The sequence below is a fragment of the Sulfoacidibacillus thermotolerans genome (genome assembly GCF_003144315.1).
Taxonomy (GTDB): domain Bacteria; phylum Bacillota; class Bacilli; order Alicyclobacillales; family SLC66; genus Sulfoacidibacillus; species Sulfoacidibacillus thermotolerans.
This window is the reverse complement of sequence record NZ_MPDK01000003.1, coordinates 136,935-159,188: the sequence shown is the minus strand read 5'-3', so window position 1 is coordinate 159,188 and position 22,254 is coordinate 136,935. Positions and strand designations below refer to the sequence as shown.

20 protein-coding genes are annotated in these 22,254 nt (G+C 46.3%); 9 read left to right on the top strand and 11 right to left on the bottom strand.

Features of this window, described 5'->3' with window-relative positions; translation table 11 throughout:
- The first annotated feature begins 282 nt into the window (after positions 1 to 282).
- Positions 283 to 660: a Na-translocating system protein MpsC family protein gene (locus tag BM613_RS03395; RefSeq protein WP_109429762.1), complete on the top strand. Its 378-nt coding sequence runs from the start codon at positions 283 to 285 to the stop codon at positions 658 to 660.
- A 72-nt stretch (positions 661 to 732) separates the two neighbouring features.
- Here BM613_RS03395 and coaA read toward each other — a convergent pair whose 3' ends face one another.
- Positions 733 to 1,686 carry a type I pantothenate kinase gene (coaA, locus tag BM613_RS03390; RefSeq protein ID WP_109429761.1) on the bottom strand — a complete coding sequence of 318 codons (954 nt, stop codon included), beginning with the start codon at positions 1,684 to 1,686 and terminating at the stop codon, positions 733 to 735.
- Positions 1,687 to 1,782: 96 nt separating this feature from the next.
- The gene (locus BM613_RS03385; protein ID WP_109429760.1) at positions 1,783 to 2,841 is read right to left on the bottom strand and encodes a radical SAM/SPASM domain-containing protein; all 1,059 of its coding nucleotides are present in this window, start codon (positions 2,839 to 2,841) and stop codon (positions 1,783 to 1,785) included.
- A 240-nt stretch (positions 2,842 to 3,081) separates the two neighbouring features.
- Between BM613_RS03385 and BM613_RS03380 the strand changes: the two genes are divergently transcribed.
- The 4 genes from BM613_RS03380 (at position 3,082) to BM613_RS03365 (ending at position 8,654) form a co-directional block, all read left to right on the top strand.
- On the top strand, positions 3,082 to 4,215 hold the full coding sequence (locus BM613_RS03380; protein WP_109429759.1) for a M20 family metallopeptidase: 1,134 nt from the start codon (positions 3,082 to 3,084) through the stop codon (positions 4,213 to 4,215).
- 191 nt (positions 4,216 to 4,406) lie between these two features.
- A complete protein-coding gene (locus BM613_RS03375; RefSeq protein WP_219930619.1) occupies positions 4,407 to 5,324 on the top strand; it encodes a heme o synthase in 918 nt (305 codons plus the stop codon).
- Between the two features lie 24 nt (positions 5,325 to 5,348).
- On the top strand, positions 5,349 to 6,350 hold the full coding sequence (locus tag BM613_RS03370; RefSeq protein ID WP_109429758.1) for a COX15/CtaA family protein: 1,002 nt from the start codon (positions 5,349 to 5,351) through the stop codon (positions 6,348 to 6,350).
- 117 nt (positions 6,351 to 6,467) lie between these two features.
- Positions 6,468 to 8,654 carry a heavy metal translocating P-type ATPase gene (locus BM613_RS03365; RefSeq protein WP_181362863.1) on the top strand — a complete coding sequence of 729 codons (2,187 nt, stop codon included), beginning with the start codon at positions 6,468 to 6,470 and terminating at the stop codon, positions 8,652 to 8,654.
- Positions 8,655 to 8,730: 76 nt separating this feature from the next.
- On the opposite strand, the gene BM613_RS03360 is transcribed toward BM613_RS03365, so the two are convergent.
- Positions 8,731 to 9,936 carry an MFS transporter gene (locus BM613_RS03360; RefSeq protein WP_109429756.1) on the bottom strand — a complete coding sequence of 402 codons (1,206 nt, stop codon included), beginning with the start codon at positions 9,934 to 9,936 and terminating at the stop codon, positions 8,731 to 8,733.
- 179 nt (positions 9,937 to 10,115) lie between these two features.
- Between BM613_RS03360 and BM613_RS03355 the strand changes: the two genes are divergently transcribed.
- Positions 10,116 to 10,430 carry a thioredoxin family protein gene (locus BM613_RS03355; RefSeq protein ID WP_109429755.1) on the top strand — a complete coding sequence of 105 codons (315 nt, stop codon included), beginning with the start codon at positions 10,116 to 10,118 and terminating at the stop codon, positions 10,428 to 10,430.
- A 93-nt stretch (positions 10,431 to 10,523) separates the two neighbouring features.
- Here BM613_RS03355 and crcB read toward each other — a convergent pair whose 3' ends face one another.
- The 5 genes from crcB to BM613_RS03330 form a co-directional block, all read right to left on the bottom strand.
- Positions 10,524 to 10,886: a fluoride efflux transporter CrcB gene (gene crcB, locus BM613_RS03350; protein ID WP_109429754.1), complete on the bottom strand. Its 363-nt coding sequence runs from the start codon at positions 10,884 to 10,886 to the stop codon at positions 10,524 to 10,526.
- Positions 10,887 to 10,906: 20 nt separating this feature from the next.
- Positions 10,907 to 11,326 carry a fluoride efflux transporter FluC gene (locus BM613_RS03345; RefSeq protein ID WP_109429753.1) on the bottom strand — a complete coding sequence of 140 codons (420 nt, stop codon included), beginning with the start codon at positions 11,324 to 11,326 and terminating at the stop codon, positions 10,907 to 10,909.
- A gap of 19 nt (positions 11,327 to 11,345) precedes the next feature.
- On the bottom strand, positions 11,346 to 11,600 hold the full coding sequence (locus BM613_RS03340) for a S1 RNA-binding domain-containing protein (RefSeq protein ID WP_109429752.1): 255 nt from the start codon (positions 11,598 to 11,600) through the stop codon (positions 11,346 to 11,348).
- 185 nt (positions 11,601 to 11,785) lie between these two features.
- Positions 11,786 to 12,856 (bottom strand): NAD(P)/FAD-dependent oxidoreductase, encoded by a 1,071-nt coding sequence (locus BM613_RS03335; protein WP_109429751.1) that lies wholly within the window; start codon positions 12,854 to 12,856, stop codon positions 11,786 to 11,788.
- A gap of 171 nt (positions 12,857 to 13,027) precedes the next feature.
- Positions 13,028 to 13,951: a patatin-like phospholipase family protein gene (locus tag BM613_RS03330; RefSeq protein WP_109429750.1), complete on the bottom strand. Its 924-nt coding sequence runs from the start codon at positions 13,949 to 13,951 to the stop codon at positions 13,028 to 13,030.
- Positions 13,952 to 14,206: 255 nt separating this feature from the next.
- On the opposite strand from BM613_RS03330, the gene BM613_RS03325 reads away from it, so the two are divergent.
- Entirely contained in the window at positions 14,207 to 15,601 is a 1,395-nt protein-coding gene (locus BM613_RS03325) for an MFS transporter (protein WP_109429782.1), read from the top strand.
- 66 nt (positions 15,602 to 15,667) lie between these two features.
- On the opposite strand, the gene BM613_RS03320 is transcribed toward BM613_RS03325, so the two are convergent.
- From BM613_RS03320 to BM613_RS03310, 3 genes are all read right to left on the bottom strand, one after another.
- The gene (locus BM613_RS03320) at positions 15,668 to 16,462 is read right to left on the bottom strand and encodes a helical backbone metal receptor (protein WP_109429749.1); all 795 of its coding nucleotides are present in this window, start codon (positions 16,460 to 16,462) and stop codon (positions 15,668 to 15,670) included.
- Positions 16,463 to 16,484: 22 nt separating this feature from the next.
- Positions 16,485 to 17,450, bottom strand: a complete 966-nt coding sequence (locus BM613_RS03315) for a phosphotransferase (protein WP_109429748.1) — start codon at positions 17,448 to 17,450, stop codon at positions 16,485 to 16,487.
- Between the two features lie 61 nt (positions 17,451 to 17,511).
- Positions 17,512 to 19,665, bottom strand: coding sequence for a heterodisulfide reductase-related iron-sulfur binding cluster (locus tag BM613_RS03310; protein ID WP_109429747.1), 2,154 nt, complete (start codon positions 19,663 to 19,665; stop codon positions 17,512 to 17,514).
- Positions 19,666 to 19,842: 177 nt separating this feature from the next.
- On the opposite strand from BM613_RS03310, the gene BM613_RS03305 reads away from it, so the two are divergent.
- Complete coding sequence (locus BM613_RS03305) at positions 19,843 to 21,432, top strand: HD domain-containing phosphohydrolase (RefSeq protein ID WP_109429746.1); 1,590 nt, start codon at positions 19,843 to 19,845, stop codon at positions 21,430 to 21,432.
- A 175-nt stretch (positions 21,433 to 21,607) separates the two neighbouring features.
- Positions 21,608 to 22,237, top strand: a complete 630-nt coding sequence (locus BM613_RS03300; RefSeq protein ID WP_109429745.1) for a DedA family protein — start codon at positions 21,608 to 21,610, stop codon at positions 22,235 to 22,237.
- Positions 22,238 to 22,254 lie beyond the last annotated feature (17 nt).

Sequence of the window (22,254 nt, the reverse complement as noted above, 5' to 3'; positions counted from 1 at the left end):
CTTGTACTCTTCACCAATCCAGCAAATCTTATTGACTAAATAAGCAAGCGCTCTCATCAAAGGAACAATCGTCCTTAAATGAAATCGCTATACTTCTTGTATCTGCGCAAAGTATAGCAAATCTGTCGAAAAAATGTCTAGAGAAAGTTTATCATTTGAAAAATAATCCTTTGTATTGTTAGAAGGGATTCCTTTGTTACAGTGAAGAGTGCTATGATCAATTTTGACTTTTCACGTACACATGATCAGGACTGAACAACATGACAAGGAGTAGGAGTTCGTATGAAGGGGACAAATCTAGCCCACGAATTTAGCAATCTGCTGCGCGAAGTGCGCAAACGTCACGTAGGGAAAGGCCCTGAACAAGTTACGACGCGATTTGTCGGACCTTGGGCCATTTGTGAGTTGCGAGGGAATCTAACCCTCGTAGAAAAATTCATCAACCGTTCCCCAGAAGGTAAACGCATGATTAAGGATACGCGCACAACTTTTATCAAAGAGATCTATCAGGATCCAGATTTACGAGCCGAATTTGAAAATCTGGTCGGTGCCAAGATGGTTACTCTATTTGTTGACTTTGATGTAGACCTCGACATGGGGATGACAGTATACGTTTTTGATCGCCCAATTGAAGTCCATGAACCACAAAATAAACCCTGATTCCACAGTTTGTTGTACCGCGCACATCAACCTTGTGATTTTGCGCGGTACAACCCTCTCTCATGGCACCGCTTACAACTTGCGCAGACTCACACTCTCTACCGAGTGATCTGCTGCTTTTTGTAATATAAGATCCGCGCGATTGCGAGTAGGGGCAATGTTTTCATGAAGATTCACCCCATTTATACGATCCCAGATTTCAAGAGCAACTCGATGCGCCTCTTCTTCTGTGAGTGTCGAATAGCGATAAAAAAAGGCATTGGGCTGACGGAATGCGGTTACGCGCAGCGTTTGAAATCGCTGTTCGTACCAGTTTCTGATATGTTCCTCTTTTGCATCCACATAGATCGAAAAATCGAAGAAGTCCGAAACAACTACCTGTGGATTGTGTTCCGTCGCTTTGTGTGCTGGTGGTTGAAGGACATTCAATCCCTCGAGAATCAGAACATCCGGTCGACAAACTTGGATTTTTTGATCAGGTACAATATCGTAGATAAGATGTGAATATACGGGAGCTGTAACGCGCGGACGTCCCGATTTTACATTACATAAAAACTCAATAAGTGCATTAATATTATAGCTCTCCGGAAACCCCTTACGATCCATCAATCCGCGCTCAAGCAATGTTTTATTGGGGTACAGAAATCCATCTGTAGTCACTAAATCTACGACTAAATTTCCCGGTCCCCGCTCCAAGAGCGCTTGAATAATCCGCGCCGTCGTACTCTTCCCTACGGCAACGCTGCCCGCAATTCCAATGATAAATGGAACCTTGCGGGCAGAAGTATTCAAAAATACATGCGTCGCTTCGTATAAGTTCTTGACAGCGTCAATATACAAATGCAGCAAACGCGCCAGTGGCAGATAAATCTGCGTCACTTCATCCAGAGACACTCGCTCGTTAATGCCGCGTAATTGTGCGAGTTCCTCCTCAGAAAGCGTAAGTGGCATAGAATCACGCAAAGATGCCCAAGCTTCGCGTGTAAAATGAAGATATGGAGAAAGTCGTTTGGTTGCAGAAGTCACGAAAGTGGTTCACCCCGCCCCGCGGTACCTGTCTCTATGGACAAGCCCTATGCAGTGATTCTAACATCGAACGAAACGGGGTGCAAAAGGGGATCTTTAGTGTTCGATTGGCTGCAACACAGGGACTTGATTTTCCGACGAAAAAACTTTCGCTTCTGTTAAGCCATAGGCACACAGTGGGTCTTGCCCCATGTAATCGCCTGTCATTGCAAAAGCCCGTGCACGCGAACCACCGCAAATGTTTCGAAACACGCACTCACTGCATTTTCCATGCAATCGATCACCCGAACGCAACTCATTTAACAATTCATTCGTCTCATAAATTTCTCCGATTTCCCCTCTTTTCACATTTCCTACTGACAACGCTAAGTGCTCATCAGGATAGATTTCCCCATCATTCGCGATAAATAGTTTCCCCTTGCCATCATGTACAACAGGCGCCGCCTGCAGTTTCTTTTGTGTATCGTTTGATAACTTTGCGTTTTCTTGTATGGTGATCCGTTGATAAAACGGTGCATTTGTCGTTTCAATCTTCATCGAACGCTGACGCGCTTCTTGATAAGCAAAGCGCAAAATGCGCTCCGTTTGCCCAGGGGCTGTCATCCGCTTACGCAGCGCAGCTACAGTCGGTACAACGAACATTAGGTTCCACGTTGCCGCACCAAAAACATACTCAGCAAGATCTGCAATCTGCTCTAATCGCCCTGCATTCTCAGGAGTAACTAGCGTATGAATCGCAATAGGCACATCATGATCTGCTAAAAAATACCCCGCGCGAAAAAGTCGAATGTCTGACCATCGCGCACCTATCAAGTGATTCAGGGGAAACGACCACGAATCTAGACGAAGTGCAAAACTCGCAACTCCAGCATCATGCGCATTGGCTGCCGCTTCTCTTGTGATTCGCGCGATCCCATTTGTTGCAAGCGACACGTCGATCTCCCGACTTTTTGCATAACCAATGAGAGAAAAAATGTCTCGCCGTTGTAGTGGATTGTCCCCACTGATAATGAGTCGCACTTTCCCAACCGCGGCAACCTGGTCAATCACGCGGCGCGCCTCCAAGGTTGTAAGAGTCTGTGCGTGTTCGGCAAGTTCCCACTGAATGGTCTGTAACGCACGTAGATTTCCAGATAGCTTAGCAGACGTCCCCATGCGTATCCCTTCCTCCTGAATTCATTATCTATACAATAACTCCCTCCCTCATGAACCAAAAGTTCCTTTTGAACTAAACATGTGTGTATTTCAAATCGCGAACAAACTCCTCCAGAAAGACTATCCTGTCATCCACGTGAACCATGCACGCACCTGGTTCAACGCAAATCACAAAAACGTCCTTGTCGTGCCCCGTTTAGAACGCTATGATGGCAACAGCACACATGGGAGGTGTCGCCATTGACTGATATTTTGCCGTATTTATTAGAACGTGCAAAAGACATGGAAAATTCGCTGATCCAATTGATCAAAGCAGAATCTCCTTCGACCGACAAACGCCTCGTAGATGAATGTGGACAAGTACTCGCATCAGAATACTCACGTTTAGTAAACGGACAAATAGAGCGAATCAACCAACTAGAAACCGGGGATTGTTATCGCTTCACTTATGGTGAGGGAACAGAACAAATACTTATTTTGGGACATTTTGACACTGTGTGGGCACAAGGCGCACTTCCCATCGAAAAACGCGCAGGTAAGCTTTACGGACCTGGGGCTTTTGACATGAAAGGAGGACTCGTCGTCACACTATTTGCCATTCATGCATTGTTTGCCAATCAAGTAAAAGGGAATCGCAAAATTGTTTTTTTGGCAACATCCGACGAAGAAATTGGATCTCGTACATCACGCGCCTTAATTGAGACTGAAGCGCGCAAAAGTGTTTGTGTGTTAGTTCCCGAGTCAAGCCTCCCACCAAACGGCGACATCAAAACAGCGCGCAAAGGGATTGCAGATTTTACGATCACTGTCCAAGGCATTCCTGCTCACGCTGGACATGATCCAAAAGCAGGTGCAAATGCCATTGAAGAATTAGCGCTGCAAATCGTGGATTTGCGTGCATTAAATGATCATGCAAACGGCATTAGCTTAAACGTTGGCCGCATTACCGGGGGAACCCGCGTCAATGTCAAGGCAGAATTTGCACAAGCAGAAGTAGATCTGCGATTCATGACCAAGAAACAAGGTGAACAGATCATCAAACAAATTATGCACCGTACCCCGTACATCGCAGGCACGAAAATCACCGTTACAGGAGGTGTAAACCGCTATCCGTTAGAACGAACCGAGCAAGGTGTACAGCTGTTTTGGCAGTTTCAAAAAATCGCACAAAAACACGGGTATTCTTTACAAGAAGGTCTCTCAGGTGGCGGTAGCGACGGGAATTTCACTGCAGCGCTTGGCATTCCTACGATCGATGGACTAGGACCCGTCGGGGATGGCGCACACGCCCGCAATGAACATGTCGAACTCGCGAATCTCCCTTATCGAGCCGCCTTGATTGCGGAATTTTTGGCGCAGAATCTGCACACATAAATAAATGCTCATCGAACCGCACACAATCATAAGCTAGAAAAAAGCGGGAACCAGTGCTTCTATAGACTGGTTCGAATTATTTTTATGCATATTTTAAACCTTTATTGCTAAATAATACCTATACGATGTGCGGTAAAAAATGCAAATCACAGTTCAAATGTCTTGCCTCAAGTATAAAGGAGTGAATCCGTGTGCCTGTTTTTGAGTCAGAAGGTACGAGAGAGCCGTATTGGATACACAAAATCTATAGAAGTGCTCCCGCTTATTATGAAGTAACCAAACCGCGCATCCAGATTATGCTGCTTTTTACCGAATTGTGTGCCATGATGGTCGCACACAAGGGATTACCGGATTTTCGCGTAACATGCGCAGCACTACTTGGACTTGCTCTTTCTTCAGGAGGAGCAGCCGCACTCAATATGTGGTACGACCGTGACATTGATGCACAAATGGAACGCACACAAAAGCGCCCCTTGCCAAGCGGACTTATTACACCACTAGAAGTCCTTGTATTTGGCTTTCTCTTGATCAGTCTATCGCAGATCGTGTTGTTTGTCTGGGTCAATCCATTAACTGCAGTCCTCACCCTGTTGGGGGCATTTTATTATGTTGTCATTTACACCATGTGGTTAAAGCGTAAAACACCTCAAAACATCGTCATTGGAGGAGGCGCTGGCGCTTTTCCCCCTCTAATTGGCTGGTCCGCCGTAACAGGACAGATTGGCTTGCCGGCTATTATTATGTTTGCTGTGATTTTTATGTGGACACCGCCACACTTTTGGTCACTCGCCCTTTATCGCAGCAGTGATTACGCACGGGCAGGCATTCCAATGATGCCTGTGGTGCATGGGGCACGCGCAACAAAAAGACAGAGCGTTCTCTATGCCATATGTCTCTTACTCACCTCTTCCCTCCTTTACTTCACACACACCGTCAGCAGTTTATACCTTATTATCGCAAGTAGTGTAGGCATTCTTTTCATCGTTTTTACTGTGCTTACACTCTTTGAAGCCGATACCACATATGTGTGGGCGAGACGCACATTTGCATACTCACTATTCTATCTGCCTCTCCTTTTTATTTTTATGATCGTAAGTTCCGCCATCTAACACGTAAATAAAGAGGGATCCATTGTGTCCATACCACATCAGCACCGCCTATCAAGCAACTTCAGTAAGAACATGACAAAAACTTTGTCTGGTTTGACGACCCTCGGTATCTTCCTTGTCAATACTTTGGGATTTATTGACACAGATACAGGTTCTGCCCTTGGTTGTGGCCGACAATGGCCACTATGTAACAACCACTTCATCCCAAGCACCTGGGATATTCACACCATGATCGAATACGGCCATCGCGGATTCGTAGCGCTCGTGACCCTGCTTTTACTCATTTTTGTAACACTTGCTTGGATCAATTACGGACGCTGGATAGAAGTGCGCGCACTTGGGCTGATCGCTGTCTCTTTTGTGTTTCTAGAAGCCTTATTAGGTGCCCTAGGTGTCGTTTTTGGCGATCCACCGGCTGAATTGGCAACGCATTTTGGCGTTTCGTTAATTGCCTTTTCTGCTGTCTTATTGCTGCATCTTGTCATCCGCCAGATCGATCGCCTGCCCTACGCGAAAGACCAGACGGTTCCTGCACCTTTGCGCCCCTTTTCTATCCCCAGAAGTTTTATGCGCATTACATTTTTTACCCTTGCTTACCTCTACATCGCAATGTATATTGGCGCTTACGTTGCCAACTCTCGATCTGCAGACGCATTTCGCGGTCTCTTGCTGCCCCAAGAGAGGATGACTGCAAATAACCATGTTTTTTGGATCGATAGTGTGCATCGCTCTATCGGGGTCGGTTTGCTGCTACTTGTCATCTATCTCCTTGCAAAAGCTTATTCACTGCGCCAGCATCGTAATGACTTATGGCATATCACACTCGGAATCGTCAGTTGCACAGTGTTGCAAATCCTTGCTGGAATCCTTCTGATTGCAAGCCAATTAGCGATTTATGCACAATTGCTACATACTGCGATCGTCACCGTGCTCTTTGCTGCTCTTTGCTACTTAGCGCTACAGACCCTTCCAGAACCTTCTGCCCGCACCAGACAACTCCCGCAAACCTATCTGCCTGAACACTGACTCTTTCATCTCTATGCTTCGCATGAACACCTTTGCGTGTGAATACCTTGTATACAGGAAGCGCCATGGACAGCCCATGGCGACCTCCTAGAACAAGTGTGGATGCGAGGCGCCAATATGGGATCGACACGTGCAATCGAAAAAAAAATAGAACTGGACATTTCGGGGATGTCTTGTGCAGCGTGCGCGTTGCGCATTGAAAAAACAATCGGAAAAATGGAAGGTATTGGTTCTGTTCACGTCAATCTAGCCTCAGAAAAGGCACATATCACTCTACATGACCCGACGCTCAAGACCGATGCAATTCTCGCGGCGATCAGAAAAATCGGTTATGGTGCCAAAGTGATTACCAACCAAGACATCCGAGCCTCGAGACAACAAAAAGAGCGCGAATATCGCGCTGATTTACGGGAATTTCTGCTGTCAGCACTTTTTACTCTCCCTCTGTTACTCCAGATGTTTTTCATGATCAAGCAGCACGACTCTACCATGCCCACCTGGATGAGTTTTGCTTTAGCCACCCCTGTGCAATTTTATATTGGGCGGCGATTTTATAAAGGCGCTTATTACGCGTTGATCAACCGTTCCGCCAATATGGACGTGCTAGTTGCCCTCTCTTCGACTGTCGCTTATGGTTACAGTTTCATATTATGGATGCAAGGGCACACGGAATTGTATTTTGACAGCTCTGCCACTGTGATTACGGTGATTTTCCTTGGGAAATTGCTCGAAAAGAAAGCCAAACTAGCATCGAGCGAAGCGGTAAGCGCACTTGCCCGCCTTGAAGCCACCACTGCGCACGTAGTGGAAGAAGGAAGAGAAGTAGATCTTCCCGTATCCCGTTTAAAACCGGGCGATCTCGTTCGCATCTATCCTCATGAACCTGCGCCAAGTGATGGTGTTGTTCTCGCAGGCTCCACAATGATGGATGAACAGCTGTTAACGGGTGAGTCACTCCCCGTATTAAAAGTCCCGAACGATCTGATTGTGGGGGCTACGATCAATCAAGGTAATCCTATTCTCGTACGAATTACGCGCACGGGAGAAGACACTCTGCTCTCACAAATCATGAAAATGGTCGAATCTGCCCAAGGATCAAAAGCACCTGTTCAACGCTTGGCAGATGCCATTAGTAGTATCTTCGTCCCCGTCGTCCTCCTGATCTCTATGATGACATTTATCTTTTGGATGATTGCTCGCGGCTTTGACAGTGCTTGGTTACCGGCCGTGAGTGTACTTGTTATTGCATGCCCGTGTGCACTAGGACTCGCCACACCTACAGCAATCATGGTTGGAACTGAACTTGGCGCAAAACGCGGCATTCTTGTAAAGGGTGGAGAGTATCTCGAACGCTTAACACAAGTAGACACAATCGTGTTTGACAAAACCGGAACACTGACTGCGGGCCAAATGATTGTGAGTGATGTGTGGCCTATCCGGGGCATCACGTTTAAAACACTCATCAAAACGGCAGCCGCAATCGAGGCTAAACGCGAACATCCGATTGCAACTGCCATCTGTCAGTTTGCCGTACAACAAGGAATCGAACTTGAACAAGCGCAGACCATGACTTTGATCCCAGGAACTGGAATCGAAGGTCTATTTCACGGCAAGAAAATTTATGTTGGCAAACCTGAACCCCTCATGAATCGCCTAGACCCACAACTTGTACAACAAATTCACGCTTATGCGACACAAGGTAAAACCACTGTGCTTGTCACAAGTGAAGGGTTACCAATGGGGATTCTCGCTTTGACCGATACCATCAAACCTGATGCCTACACGACTGTGCAACGTTTGCGTGACAGCCACTTTCAACTCGCGCTAGTCACTGGAGACAATGCGCAGTCCGCACAGGCTGTCGCCTCTTCCTTACAAATCGAAGAAATCTATGCAGCTATTTCCCCTGCCAAAAAAGCTGCGATCATTTCACATTTGAAAGAATCGGGTCATACTGTAGCAATGGTCGGAGACGGGATTAATGATGCCCCCGCCTTGGCAGCAGCAGATGTTGGCATCGCACTGGGTACGGCCACTGACGTCGCACTTGAGGCAGCAGATCTAGCAATCATGAGTGCGGATACAAAACGTCTGCTGCAGGCGTTTGAACTATCAGAATTAACAATGCACAAAATCCGTCAAAATCTTTTTTGGGCGCTGTTTTATAACCTCATTGGCATTCCACTCGCTGCATTAGGCTTCTTAAATCCTATGGTCTGTGGGGCTGCCATGGCCTTAAGTTCGGTCACTGTCGTAGTAAACAGCTTGCAGTTACGAAGAGAAGGACGGAAACTAACCTCCTAAAGTAGCCCAAATAAAAAAAGTGATGCTGTGAGTGGACGGGCGCATGTATGCCCGCCACTGTTTTTACAAGGTCTTCTTATGCATGTGCAGATGAGCCAAATTCATGATGGGTCATTGATCTTGGCATAACAACCGCAATCCCTGTTGCAATCAAGCCAAGAATGCCAATAAAGAGCATAATTCCAGAAACGCCAATCACTCCGATCAACACACCAATGCCAAGTACTAAGAGCGCTCCAATGCCATTGGCAAGCCCAAGCGCCATACCCGAGCCTAAGGAACGGTTTTCCGGAAAGATATCCTGTCCTACTAACACCGTCACCGGAACACTTGAAAACAAACTAATCCCCAAGAGTCCCGCGAGGATCCACAACAATGGGCCTGAAGCGACAGCAAGCAGCGGTACAATCACTGCCGAAAGAGCACTCGAAAAGATCAATAGCGGACGGCGCCCATAGCGATCCGCTAAGTGCCCACCAAGGAGATTCCCAACAATTCCCACCACGAGTACAGTTGTGATAATCGAAGCTCCAACGACTAAATTTCCGCCCCGCGCATGCCAGAGAACAGGAATAAAAGTCACGACACCATAAGTGATTAACGAGCGCAAACTTGCAAAGCTTACCAAATAAGACATGGGCTTTCTGTGCAAACGCCAGTTGATGCGGTGCGCTCTCACATGTTGTGCAGGCAAACGGGGAGAATAGCGCAGCAACAGTGGCACTGTAAGAAGAGTTGGAATTGCCAATAACCATAAATTTACAAGCCCTAGGGAGACGACAATCCAACTTGTTAACATTGGAAAAATACCACGTCCTAATTCCCCACCCACTAAAAAGGCTGACAATCCTAACCCTTGGCGTTTTTTGCTTACAGTGCTTCTGACAATCGCCAATGCCTGCGGATGAAACATCGCATTGCCAACTCCAATGACAAGTAAAAACAAAATGAGCAACCATAAATAATGGCTAAATCCGAGAAGCGCCCCACCTAATGAACTGCCAATCAATCCGATGATAAAGATCAATCGCCCGCCAACGCGATCAGCCCAAATGCCCGTAAATGGCTGTAATGCCTGCCCTATTAACAATGCCGCCATTAAGACTCCAGCCATCGCTGGTGGCTCGTGCAGGGCAAGAAGGATTGCTGGTAAAATACCTGGCAAATAGTTTGCCGAGCCGTCATTCAAAAAATGCGCGAAACTCATCAAACCCAGCTGAGAAGACTGGTTGTCTTGCGACTCTTTGAAAGTCACAGCGCCATCTTGTGTTTGCACTGACATGCATTACACCCCTTTCGATAGATGAAAAATATACTATGATGATATTATCAGTATCAGGCGCATTCGTCGATACGTCAAACACAGTTTTATTTTACACAATGTTCGCTTGTGTTACGATCGTATTTCTGGAAAATTGCCGAGTTATATAATAAAATGTAAGTAACTAAGGAGGAGTTATCATGCAAATCATTACTTCAGAAGAACAATTTGCAGATGCCATTGCAAAAGATGAATATACGGTGATGAAATTTATTACAACCTGGTGTCCCGACTGCAAGAATCTGAATCGTTTTATCGATGAAATCATTGCACTGCATACAGAAAAAAATTGGTTTGAAATTAATGCGGAAGAATTCCCTGAACTAAGTGAACGGTATGAAGTACGCGGCGTCCCCAGCCTCCTCGTATATAAAAAAGGCGAGAAAATCGCCCATTTACACAGCAAGTTTGCCAAGACCAAAAAACAAATCTTAGATTTCTTGGCGACCATATAGCGTCCCTTACGCTGTATGACGTAGTGGACGCATAATTGCGGTACCGTGCAGATGCTCGGTACCGCTTGAATCGCTTAGATCTACAGAAGTAGATTAAATAGAGGCGCCTAGCTTTGCACCTAGCAATCCGAATAATAAACTAGCTAAAAGATACAAAGACATCGTCTTAAATTGACGTAAATCAAACAGCGTAACCGTCTCGTACATCATCGTCGAAAATGTCGTATATGCGCCAATAAACCCAATCCCAATCGCATTGCGCAACAAAATATCAAGTGGATTGTGCGGACGCACCGCTGCATATAAAAAGCCTAAGAAAAAAGCACCTGAAATGTTGATGAGAAATGTTGCCAAGGGAAAATGCTTATTCCAAATCGCATTGATGTGATTCGTGACGAAAAACCGCATCCACGCGCCCGCAATTCCACCTAGACCTATTCCAATCCAGTCTACCAAGAAATCATCCCCTCTTGCGACTACTGATCTAAAATCTTCTCTTCGGTCTTTTCACCTGCAAGTCGCACCCCAAGGAGTGCAAGAGCAAATCCCCCGAGTAAACTCAACGCGAGATAGAGAACCGCAACTTGTGGAGCGCCATGCGCAAAAAGACCATCGGATTCCACCATAAACGTTGAGAAGGTCGTATAGGAACCTACAAAACCTGTTCCCACCCCTGTGCGCAACCACTGTGGAAGACGCCACCGCCAAATAGTAATCGTATAAAACCACGCTAAGAAAAATGCTCCTGACCAATTGATGAGCAAAGTCGCGAGCGGAAATCCATTACCTGGAATAGGCGGCAATAAGATTTCTACTCCCTGTCTTGCAAGTGCTCCCAAAATGGCAAACACAGCAACTGAAAGGTACTGTTTCCACCGATCTGACTGCGCATTCATCCTCTCTCTTCACCTCCCACTACACATTCTTGCTTTCCTCCACTTCACGAATGCTGCAAATCAAATGACCTTGTTCACTCTCACCCACGACTTTTACACGCAGCACAGCATGAGGTTCAATTTCTTCAGACGGATGCTCAATCTCAAAAAAGGCGATTTCAGCTAGCGGAATCCATCCCGTTATCCCTTGCAGATCGATCCAAATGCCCTGTTCATCAATTTGCTTTACGATGCCCTCCACTGTCTCGCCATGTTTAAATTTTCCCTTATACAAAACCCATCCCTCCTTGTTATGTTTTTCCCTCGACTAAAAAGAAGACCCCCACAGAAACACTCAAAATGAGTGTCATCTGTAGGGGCCATCATTCCCAATTGGGAAATTACGCGAGCTCCATCGCGGTAATACAGTGAATTTAGTATAAAGAGGGTACGATTTAAAGTCAAGCAAGGAAAGTAAATTCACGTTGTCTCGACATGTTTCTTATAGGACCAAAGCACCCCGCTTTTCAACATTCGCGGAATTTTTCCAGACATATCTACTCCCTTTAGTGTGCCAAAACCTGAACCCCGTCCAAGCGATCCGAGCATTCCCTTCGGAGCAAATGTACGCTTCCCTATCGGCTGATTGCGCCATTGTGCGAGCAGTACTTCTCCCACATACTCGCCATGAAACTCAGCTAATTGAGCTGTTGGCGGATGATCCGAAGCCGCGCAATCGCCAATTGCAAAAATTGCTGGATCGGAGGGAACGCGTTGCCACTCATCGACTACAATGCGTCCGATTGAATCAAACTCAGCCCCTTGGATCAATTGAACAAAAGGGTTCGCTTGAATTCCCGCCGTCCATACTAATTTATCAAACGGCAGTTCACCCTCTGCATGCTCTAAATGGTCAGAAAAAATCGCTTGCGTTTTTATACCGTGTAAAACTTCAATCTCATGCTCTGTCATCCAATTCTCTACATACTGGCGCAATTTAGTAGAAAAACCATTTAAGACAAGTTCGTTTCGGTCGATTAACGTAATATTCAAATCATGCCTCGTCTCGCGCAACTCCGCAGCCAGTTCGACGCCTGTCAAGCCTGCTCCGATCAGCACAACAGAGCGATATGCGTCTAACGTCAAAATTTCGTGTCCCGTAATTTGTGCTCGTTTCAGGCTCTGTAAACTAAGGGAATGTTCTTCCGCACCAGGTATATTGTGAAATCGGTCGACACACCCAAGTGCAACCACTAACGTATCGTAAATCAGATCTTCTGTTTCCCGCAGTTTCAACTGTTTTTTTTCTTGGTCAATCCCAATTACTTCATCATAGACAACCGTCAATTGGGGGTGTGCAGGAAAAGGCAGGGTTACCTCTTTTAAAGAAGAAGTCCCTGCAGCTATACTGTAAAATTCGGTTTTCAGCGGGCTCTTAGGCAAGCGATCTACTAGTGTAATCTGTACATCTGACGGCAATGCGTCAAGTGTTGTACGCAAAAAATACATCCCCGCATAGCCGCCGCCAATTAAAACCACTCGGTGCGCCATCAAAAAAAATCCTCCGATCCTATCCACTTATTCGCGCCATAAAGCCTCGTGAATTAGTCTAACACGATTTTAAAGATGCCGTCCAACGCGCATTTCTCAGGTTCTTCTTCACTTCAAACTTAAAACGCTTTCATTTTTAATTTGTTGTTTTTTAGATCTACTTTTGCTTGTTTACTCCTGCCCAGGTGAATGCAAAAGATAGGAAAATAATTGCGCGCGCACAGCTTTTGTCGCATCTGCACCAATTTCAACAGCGTCAGTAAGGGCATCCCATGTCGTCCAACCGACCCCATCAAGATTTGGACGAATGACAAAGGGACGATATTTCCCAATTCGTATTTCCATCAACTCATCTAACATGATGTCCATCATGCGATCCATCACTGACAAATAGGAAACTTTGAAGTGATCATCCATTTGAGATTTGTGCAAATCGACGGCAATCACTTTTTCACATCCTAGATGGTGCAATAAATCGATCGGTAAATTGTTGCGAAGAGCACCATCAACCAACAGATGGGGCGCATTTTCGCGAGGCAAAAACACGCCTGGTAAAGAGCAACTCGCACGAATGGCAAGTGCAGGATCTGCCATCGGGACAAATTGTACACGCGGCAAGGGATGAGGTTGCTCTGTAGCACCATAAAAAACAATCGCATCCCCTGACAACAAATCCGTAGAGGTAATGAGATGCGGAATAGGAAGACGAGTTGGTGTTATTTTTATCAGTTTGCGCAACCACGCCTCAAACTTTGCACCCACAATAAATCCTGGTGGAACGCGTTGTGAAATATGTTTGAGCACACGAAAATAATAAAGGGGAAACAAAAGCACGGCCCACATCAACTCGAATGTCGGCAGCGAGATGTCAAGTAGTTTGCGTCCGTCAAACTCCCGAACAATCTCCTCTAATAAATTAAGTGACAGACCGCGCCCATACATTGTAGCGACCAATCCGCCGACCGAAGTTCCCGCAATCATTGCTGGTTCAATTCCCATACGGTGCAATTCCCGTAAGACCCCGATATGTGCAGCACCTCGTAAGGTTCCACCGCTCAATACAACCCCGATCTTTTTCGAATTTTTCTTATCCATTCTCGCTAACTCCCATTTTCCTCTTCGCCCCCTTTAAAACGGTATGCCACACCACATCCTCGATATGTTTTCACTCCTTCGCAATAGATTTACAGCCTCATGATCAGATCTTCGCACGATCTTTACGAAGCCTTTGCATTTTTTCATTAGGATGAAGTATAGAAACACGGACGCACTCTGTGTGCCGCACACGAGAATTGGAAGGGGGGACACTCGTTTGTCGCGCGATTGCTCGCGCCAGACGAGACACGCGAAATGTCGAATCAAAACCACTTAAGCCAAGCGCTTGATGAAGCCCCAATGGGATTATTTCATCTTCGCGCAGTGCTGACTGCTGGGGCAGGCTTTTTCACTGATGCCTACGATTTATTCATCATCGGCGCAGCGCTTGTACTCATCAAAGGTCAATGGCACTTATCTAAAGAAATGGTTGGACTGCTTGGAAGCACTTCGCTCATTGCTGCTTTTCTTGGCGCATTTATATTTGGTCGCATATCAGATGTATTTGGACGGAAAAAAGTGTATGGATTAGAAGCTGCAATTATGGCGATCGGAGCAGTACTATCAGCATTATCTCCAAATATTTTGTGGCTGTTAGTTTTCCGCTTTATTATGGGGCTTGGCATCGGTGGTGATTACCCTGTGAGCGCAGTGCTCATGAGTGAGTACGCCAATCGCAAAGACCGCGGCAAACTCGTGTCGCTTGTATTTTCAATGCAGGCGCTCGGCCTGATTGCTGGCCCTATCGTAGCTATGACTCTCCTTGCAAGCGGCGTCGACGGAAATATTGCGTGGCGGATTATGCTTGGTCTCGGTGCGATTCCTGCGCTTGCCGTCATCTACTTTAGACGGACCATGCCAGAATCTCCTCGTTTTGAAGCGCAAGTACGTGGCCAAGTAAAGGCTGCTGCAGAGAACATTCGGCGCTTTTCTGGCGGGGCAATCGTCGCAGATCAAGAAGCAACTCCAAGTAAACGAATGAATATATGGAAATTTATCTCAAATCGCCGTCTTATGCTTACCTTGCTTGGCACTGCGGGAACATGGTTTTTATTCGACTATGCCTATTATGGGAATTCTATTTCGACGCCGCTGATCATGAAACTGATTGCTCCACACGCTAGCGCCCTGACCGCAGAGGCTTGGTCGCTGATGATCTTTGCCATTGCAGCCGTCCCCGGCTACATTTTGGCCTTTACGACAATCGATAAAATTGGCCATAAAAAGTTGCAGCTTATCGGATTCTTTATCATGGGTCTCGCATTTCTGCTCATGGGAATCATCCCTGGGATCACGACGATGGTCGGTCCTTTCCTCGTGTTATACGCGATCAGCTACTTCTTTGCAGAATTTGGTCCAAACACTACGACGTTTGTTCTCTCAGCAGAATTATTTCCAGTCAGTGTGCGCACGACTGGCCATGGCTTCTCTGCCGGCATCGCAAAAATTGGCGCGTTCATTGGAGCCTTTTTGTTCCCGGTCCTTAGTTCGACTCTTGGCTTAGCAGGAACACTTGACATCACGTTTGTCTTTGCCCTGCTTGGCATAGCACTCACGATGCTGCTCCCTGAACCAAGCGGCAAGAGTCTCGATGCATTATCTGACCCAACCCCTAACATGCCAACTGACCCTCAGTTGCGCGCAATGTAGCTCGTTGTTGAGGAAAGGTAAAAATATAATGCAAACAGCCGACCTGCGATAGATCGGCCGTTTGCATTACTGTGCTATCTCCTCTACGAGTACTCGCACACGCTCCATTTCCTGTACAGCTTTTTGCATGCGCACCCCATACCAAGCAATTTCCCCATCAATCAAAAGCACGCGCGCAGATTGTAATTCCTCTTGTATTTCGCGAACTTGTTTTTCCTTAAACGGGTATGGCTCGGATGACAAGAACACGACATCTGGCCGCAATCGCCGCAAATCTTCGAGAGTAATCGTGGGATAGCGCCCTGGCAATTCCGAACCGAGATTAATCCAACCAAAATATGTAAAGAGAGAATCGATATAAGTAGGTGTACCTACTGCCATATAAGGGTCTTTCCAAATCAAATAGACGACTCGCCATGAAGCAGCACGTTTTGCTTGGGCAAAAGATGAGCGAATGTCTTTGACGAGTTGCCATGCTTTTTCATTTCGCAGAGTAATGGCACCTAAATCTAAGATTGCTTGCTGCGCTTGCTCGACACTCTCTACATTGACTACGTACACGGGATATTTCTGCTCCAGCACTCCGATCATCTCTTTGGTATTTTCCTCTTTCTCCGCGATCAAAAGATCCGGTTGCAAACGATCGATCACCGTATAGTCGACCTGCTTTGTACCTCCCACGTTTTGTTTCAATGAGACCTGTGGGGCAGGATGAATACAAAAACGTGTACGCCCAACAATCTGGTGCGAAAGTCCCAGTGCAAACAATGTCTCTGTGAGTGATGGGCACAAAGAGATGATGCGCTTTGGCTCTTTCGGAATCTCAACGAGTCTCCCAAGGTGGTCGATCCAGTGTTTCACGCCATCCCCTCCATTTTATTTTTTACAATTGCGTGCGTAGTTGCTGTACCAAATGTGAAAGCCCTTCTTCACGTTTTATGAGATGAGCCATCCTACTTTCTAGTGCATCTCTTTGTCCCCTTGTCGCAACGCCATATGCACGTAATAACTTGCATAATTTCGCAGGATAAGCGAGCCATGCGATGACGAGTTGGCGTTCGCTTAAGGAGAGTGGCGAAATTCGTTCATACCCATCTACTACCGCCAAAGCCGCAGCAAGATCCCAGCCATTTTTTTTGCCAGCTAAGCGGATCATGCGAAACACATCATAACTTGGTAAGTCAATCCGCAAAGTTTCAAAATCAATCATCCGCACATCATCTTTATTCATAATAAAATTTGCCGGCCCACTGTCCCCATGGCATAAGACCCCTTGTGCACGACTGATCTTCTCATACTGCTCTTGCTGTAGAATGTCAAGTGCTAACTGCGCACGTTTTTGCATTTTTCGATACGCTGACAGGGATATGGATTTCCCCTGTAAAAAAGGCCAGTTTTCACGTCTCGCTCGCTCGAGCCATACACTCCCCTGCTGAAATTGCCGTTTCCATGTACCAAATGTAACTCGTGCACCTGTACCACGCACAAGCGGCTCACAGCCTGCACGATGGAACATCGCAAGTAAAGCTGCTGCCTTTTGTAAATCAAGCAGATTAGAAGGATCTGGTGACACGCCTGGCAACCAGTCCATCAACAAATAAGCAGTACTTCCCTGCTTTAGATCATGCCACGTCCCCCAAACATAGTGGGTAAATCCGCGTTTGCGCACCATCGCAAGTGACGCATCCATCCACTCTAGACGAGAACGAGTAAAGTTCATTTGTTTCAACCCATAAACCCGCCCATTTTTTTCTACAATGCGATAAACGCCTGGTTTGATCCGGTCGATTTGCACACAATGCAAGTCAAATAAGTGCTCTAGAAATTGGCAGATAACGTGTGGCTTCATTTGTGATCCCCCATCCTAAATGAATAGGATAGAGTATGGTGCTGCCGTATCCTTCGTTTCTTTATTCGCCTAAGGAACGTGCAACAAGTTCTGCTACATCAAGCGTAATGACATCATTTGCATCGACCGCCTTTACTCCATCACTCATCATAGTAAGACAATAGGGGCAATTTGCAGCAATCACAGTCGGATGAGTAATCAGCGCTTGCTTCACACGTGTGACGTTGATGCGATTGCCTTCTCTCTCCTCCATCCACATGCGACCTCCACCCGCTCCGCAACACATACTGTTTTCGCGATTGCGCTCCATCTCAAGCAGTTCGATCCCCGGAATCGCTTCTAAAGCTGCCCGCGGATCGTCATAAATGCCATTGTACCGTCCCAGATAGCAAGAATCGTGATAAACAATGCGTTCGTTCACAGCTTTTTTAGGCTTTAGCTTCCCTTCGCGCAACCATTGCGCGATCATCTGCGTATGATGGTAAACTTCTGCATCAAGTCCAAATTCCCGATAATCATTTTTAAACACATTAAAGGTATGGGGGTCACAGGTAATAATCTTTTTCACACCATACGCTTGCAGAACCTCAATGTTTTGCTTGGCCAACTCTTGAAATAAGTATTCATTGCCAAGTCGCCGAGCTGTGTCTCCGGACGACCCCTCTTCATTGCCTAGAATGGCAAAACGAATACCTGCTTCGCGCATAATCTCCACGAAGGAAAATGCAACTTTGCGACTGCGCGGATCATATGCAGCCATTGAACCTACCCAAAAAAGGTATTCAAACTCAGCACGCTCTTCTACTGTAGGAATCTGTAAATCCGGCCGTTCCTCGCGCCACTTGATTCGTTCTTTGCGACTCATTCCAAAAGCATTCCCTTGACGTTCAATATGGTTTAACGCGCGTTGCGCTTCACCAGGCATTTTCCCTTCTGTCATAACAAGGTAGCGTCGCATCGCGTAAATATGACTCAAGTGCTCATTGCCAACCGGACATTGATCTTCACAATTACGACATGTCGTACACGCCCATAGCTCCTCCTCAGTCATCACTTCCCCGAGTAGCTGTACCTCACGGGCATCTCGCTCTTCTAAATGCCATGCCTTTGCTTGACGATGCATCGTCGGACCGATATCTGTCTGCAGAATTTCATCGGGAACAAAATTCTCAGGGGGTCCGACTGTAAAACAATCAGGACTCATCACGTGTGCCATCCCGAACGGTGCCCCCATGATGCGACCTGGTTCCCAAGGAGACTTACCTGTGAGCAACTCTGCTTTTTCCGTCAAATGATCGCGAAGTTTCGTCATAAGATGCATCGGCGATAACATTTTCCCTGTATTACTTGCAGGACACATATTTGTACAGCGCCCACACTCCACACACGAGTACAAATCAAGCAATTGTCCACGCGTAAAATCTTCGACTTTCCCAGCACCAAACTCTTCAATCGATTCATCCGAAAAATCGAGCGCTACGGGCATACTAGGCGGCCCCACATCCATACTGTAAATATTAAATGGCGCGTAAAGAAGATGTGCATGCTTTGATTGTGGGACATAGAGTAAAAATGACAACAGGATCAGGAGATGCGCCCACCAAAACACATAAAACCAAAGATAGGCGGTTTGCGGCTGAATCCCCTCAAAAAGAAAGGAGAGAAGTGATGAAAAAGGGGTAAATGGCGAGGGGGGAATCCCCAGCCACAATCGTTCAAAAGCCAAAACAAAGAATACAGATAACATAAGTGCAATGATATAATACAGGACAATCGATGCCTTTACTGATTTTTTCAAACGCTTTAGTCGTTCGACAAAACGCCGGTATCCCGCATACAAAACGGCTACAATCACTGCAGCCACAGTCAATTCTTCAAAAAAATTAAACCACGGCTCCGCCTTGCCAATCGGCCATTCAAATCCCCAGATAAAACCCTTTATGATGATTTGCAAGGCCCCGAGTTGAACAATCAAAAAACCATAAAAAATAATCAGATGCATAAATCCACTGCGCCGATCCTTAAATAACTTGCTATGTAAAAATACTTGACGCAAAGCCAAGCGCAGGCGCTCACGCGATTCACCGCGCGCCTGTCGCGAAATACCTAAATGCATGAAAACTTGCCGGTGATACATTACCTTCCAAAATGCCCACAAAGAATACCCCAGGAGCGCTAGAAACAAGAACGTAAAAAGTGTGCTTCGCAAGGACATGAAGCGAATGAACCCCCTATTCGATACCTTCTCACAGACTCTTTAAGTAACTTTCCCGTCATCTCCTATTCCATACAAGCGCTATGCACTTGCCAAAACCACAACTGCCCCTCCTACGTGGAAATTTCATGTGATATGATAGAAATATCGTGCATGAGCATTGGGGGAGGCTAACGGATGGTCGATCGCAACTCCACCGCAAATCAGGTATACCGTAAGTTTTTAGGCCGATTATTGCTGAATTATGCGATTAGTTCTATCGTTACGGTACTTGGTGTCGGCGGTATCTTTATTTTTTCGATCCTCACCATTCCGAAAGGCCAAGCAATTTTGTTATCCGATACACTCATGATCTCACTTTGCGTCATGTGGCTGAGTGAATTTCTGGTATTGCGCAGCCACTTGCGTCCCATTGCTCCTGCTTTTCACACAGACGAAACACAACTGACATTTGAACAAATACAAATGGCATATCTACAGGTTCATCGCTTTCCATGGCTGTCAGTAAAGCGCACCATGGGACCTCATTTATTGGGACTCTCCATTCCAGCGATTGTAATTACGCTTTATGAAATGTCGACTCATCGGCTAACTGTACCCTATGCATACATCATATTTGCCGCAATTGTCGCCGTTCTTATCGCAAGTATGCACAGCCTCATCGAGTTTTTTCTCCAAAGTGAAGCGATTCGCGACTTGCTTCGACATTTAAATGAAATGGCACGCAACCGTTCGTTGACCGATCTCTCCCTGCATGGCACAGTCCTTATTCCAATTCGCGTCAAATTTACATTGAGTCTTTTGATCATGGGAATCTTTCCCCTGTTGCTCTTTAGCTTTGCAACGCAGATTCGCTTAGCAGAATCGGCGCCTGCACTCGCCTCGCAATACTGGCCGTGGGCTCTTATCCTCTTTCTATTTGGCGCAGGATTTGCAGTTCTTAGTGCCTGGCTGCTAGCGCGCAACATTGTATTCCCAATTGCTGAAGTCAAAGCAACCATGCACGAGGTTGAGCAAGGAGACTTTACAGTGCGGGCAACAGATCTCTACTCTGATGAATTCTCACGTCTCATCTCAGGATTTAACCAAATGGTAGAAGGACTTGCACACCGTGATGCCATCAACGAAAGATTGCTAGATAGCTATTACGCTACACTCGCTGCGGCACTTGATGCCCGCGATCCGTACACAGCTGGACACTCCTACCGCGTAGCACATTATGCTGTAGAACTCGGGAAGCAACTCGGAATGTCTTCCTTCGATCTCGCACGACTGCGCAAATCGGCCCTGTTGCATGATATCGGTAAAATTGGCGTGAGAGACGACGTTCTCTTAAAAACAGGACGACTCACCGATGAAGAATTTGAGCAGATGAAACGTCACCCAGTACTAGGTGAAGCCATACTCAAACAAGTGCAACCAAGTTTTGCGATGGCTCCATTATTGCCTGGAGTCCGTTCCCATCATGAAAGATTTGACGGCAAAGGCTATCCTGATGAGCTGGCTGGTTATCAGATTCACTGGCTGGGAAGAATTATTGCAGTAGCAGATGCATTTGATGCGATGACTTCAGATCGACCTTATCGCTCAGGCATGCCGATTGAAAAAGCACTCGAGATTTTGGAAGATGGCAGTGGAACACAGTGGGATCCGGATTTCGTTGCCGCATTTGTTACCTGGGTAAAGACGGATTGGACTATGCCAGAATTGCCTGCACACATCATATGGGCAACAACGGCCCAGCACGAAGCGGCAATCAGTCAATAGCTAAGATTTCATTAGGTTGAGTATTGTGCCGCAAAAAGACAATACAGTAAAATAAGGACCACAGTTTTCTAACAGGAATTCCCCATCCCTAAATCACTGGATCGAACAAATCGACCATTCACAACGTCATAGAGAGTAGCGAAGAAAAATTTTTGCAAATCTACAGAACGAATGGATGATAGGAATGTCGCCGCACGCCATTTTAGTCCACTATGGATATCCGGGAATTTTTATTGCACTGATTTTAGAGTTTCTGTTAATTCCGTTTCCCGCTGAAACGATTTTGGTCTTTTCAGGTTTTATGTGGCATCAAGGTGTTTTTCGTATCGTACCGCTACTCATTATCGCCACACTCGGTTCCTTTACTGGTTCACTCATCGCCTATCTGATCGGTTCTTACGTAGGGCGCCCCGTGTTATTACGCTATGGTCGTTACGTACGGCTCGATGAAAAAAAATTAATCGCTGCAGAGACCGCATTTCGCAAATACTCCATACCGATTGTGGGATTTGGTCGCTTCATCGCTGGCGTGCGCGTATTGATCGCTTATGTTGCAGGAATGAACAAACTCAATGTCCCGCTTTACCTCGTGATTACGATCATCTCAGCGGCTCTTTGGGCGAGCATGTTTATCTTACTAGGCAGCACGGTCAGCGCCTATTGGCATGTAGGATTGCGCTGGATTGAAGCAAATCCTGTCCCTTCTGGCTTGATTGCGCTCATCCTCATTGTAGCCGGCAGTTTTTATTTCCGATACAGGCGCGATAAAAAGCGCAATCCTGCGACAGTGACAGCAAAATCCTAACGAACGAAACGCAATGT

Coding starts and splice junctions, on each gene's coding strand:
- BM613_RS03395 (WP_109429762.1), top strand. CDS start 283: ATGAAGGGGACAAATCTAGCCCACGAATTTAGCAATCTGCTGCGCGAA.
- BM613_RS03385 (WP_109429760.1), bottom strand. CDS start 2,841: ATGGGGACGTCTGCTAAGCTATCTGGAAATCTACGTGCGTTACAGACC.
- BM613_RS03365 (WP_181362863.1), top strand. CDS start 6,468: ATGGGATCGACACGTGCAATCGAAAAAAAAATAGAACTGGACATTTCG.
- BM613_RS03360 (WP_109429756.1), bottom strand. CDS start 9,936: ATGTCAGTGCAAACACAAGATGGCGCTGTGACTTTCAAAGAGTCGCAA.
- BM613_RS03355 (WP_109429755.1), top strand. CDS start 10,116: ATGCAAATCATTACTTCAGAAGAACAATTTGCAGATGCCATTGCAAAA.
- BM613_RS03345 (WP_109429753.1), bottom strand. CDS start 11,326: ATGAATGCGCAGTCAGATCGGTGGAAACAGTACCTTTCAGTTGCTGTG.
- BM613_RS03335 (WP_109429751.1), bottom strand. CDS start 12,856: ATGGCGCACCGAGTGGTTTTAATTGGCGGCGGCTATGCGGGGATGTAT.
- BM613_RS03330 (WP_109429750.1), bottom strand. CDS start 13,951: ATGGATAAGAAAAATTCGAAAAAGATCGGGGTTGTATTGAGCGGTGGA.
- BM613_RS03325 (WP_109429782.1), top strand. CDS start 14,207: ATGTCGAATCAAAACCACTTAAGCCAAGCGCTTGATGAAGCCCCAATG.
- BM613_RS03315 (WP_109429748.1), bottom strand. CDS start 17,450: ATGAAGCCACACGTTATCTGCCAATTTCTAGAGCACTTATTTGACTTG.
- BM613_RS03310 (WP_109429747.1), bottom strand. CDS start 19,665: ATGTCCTTGCGAAGCACACTTTTTACGTTCTTGTTTCTAGCGCTCCTG.
- BM613_RS03305 (WP_109429746.1), top strand. CDS start 19,843: ATGGTCGATCGCAACTCCACCGCAAATCAGGTATACCGTAAGTTTTTA.
- BM613_RS03300 (WP_109429745.1), top strand. CDS start 21,608: ATGATAGGAATGTCGCCGCACGCCATTTTAGTCCACTATGGATATCCG.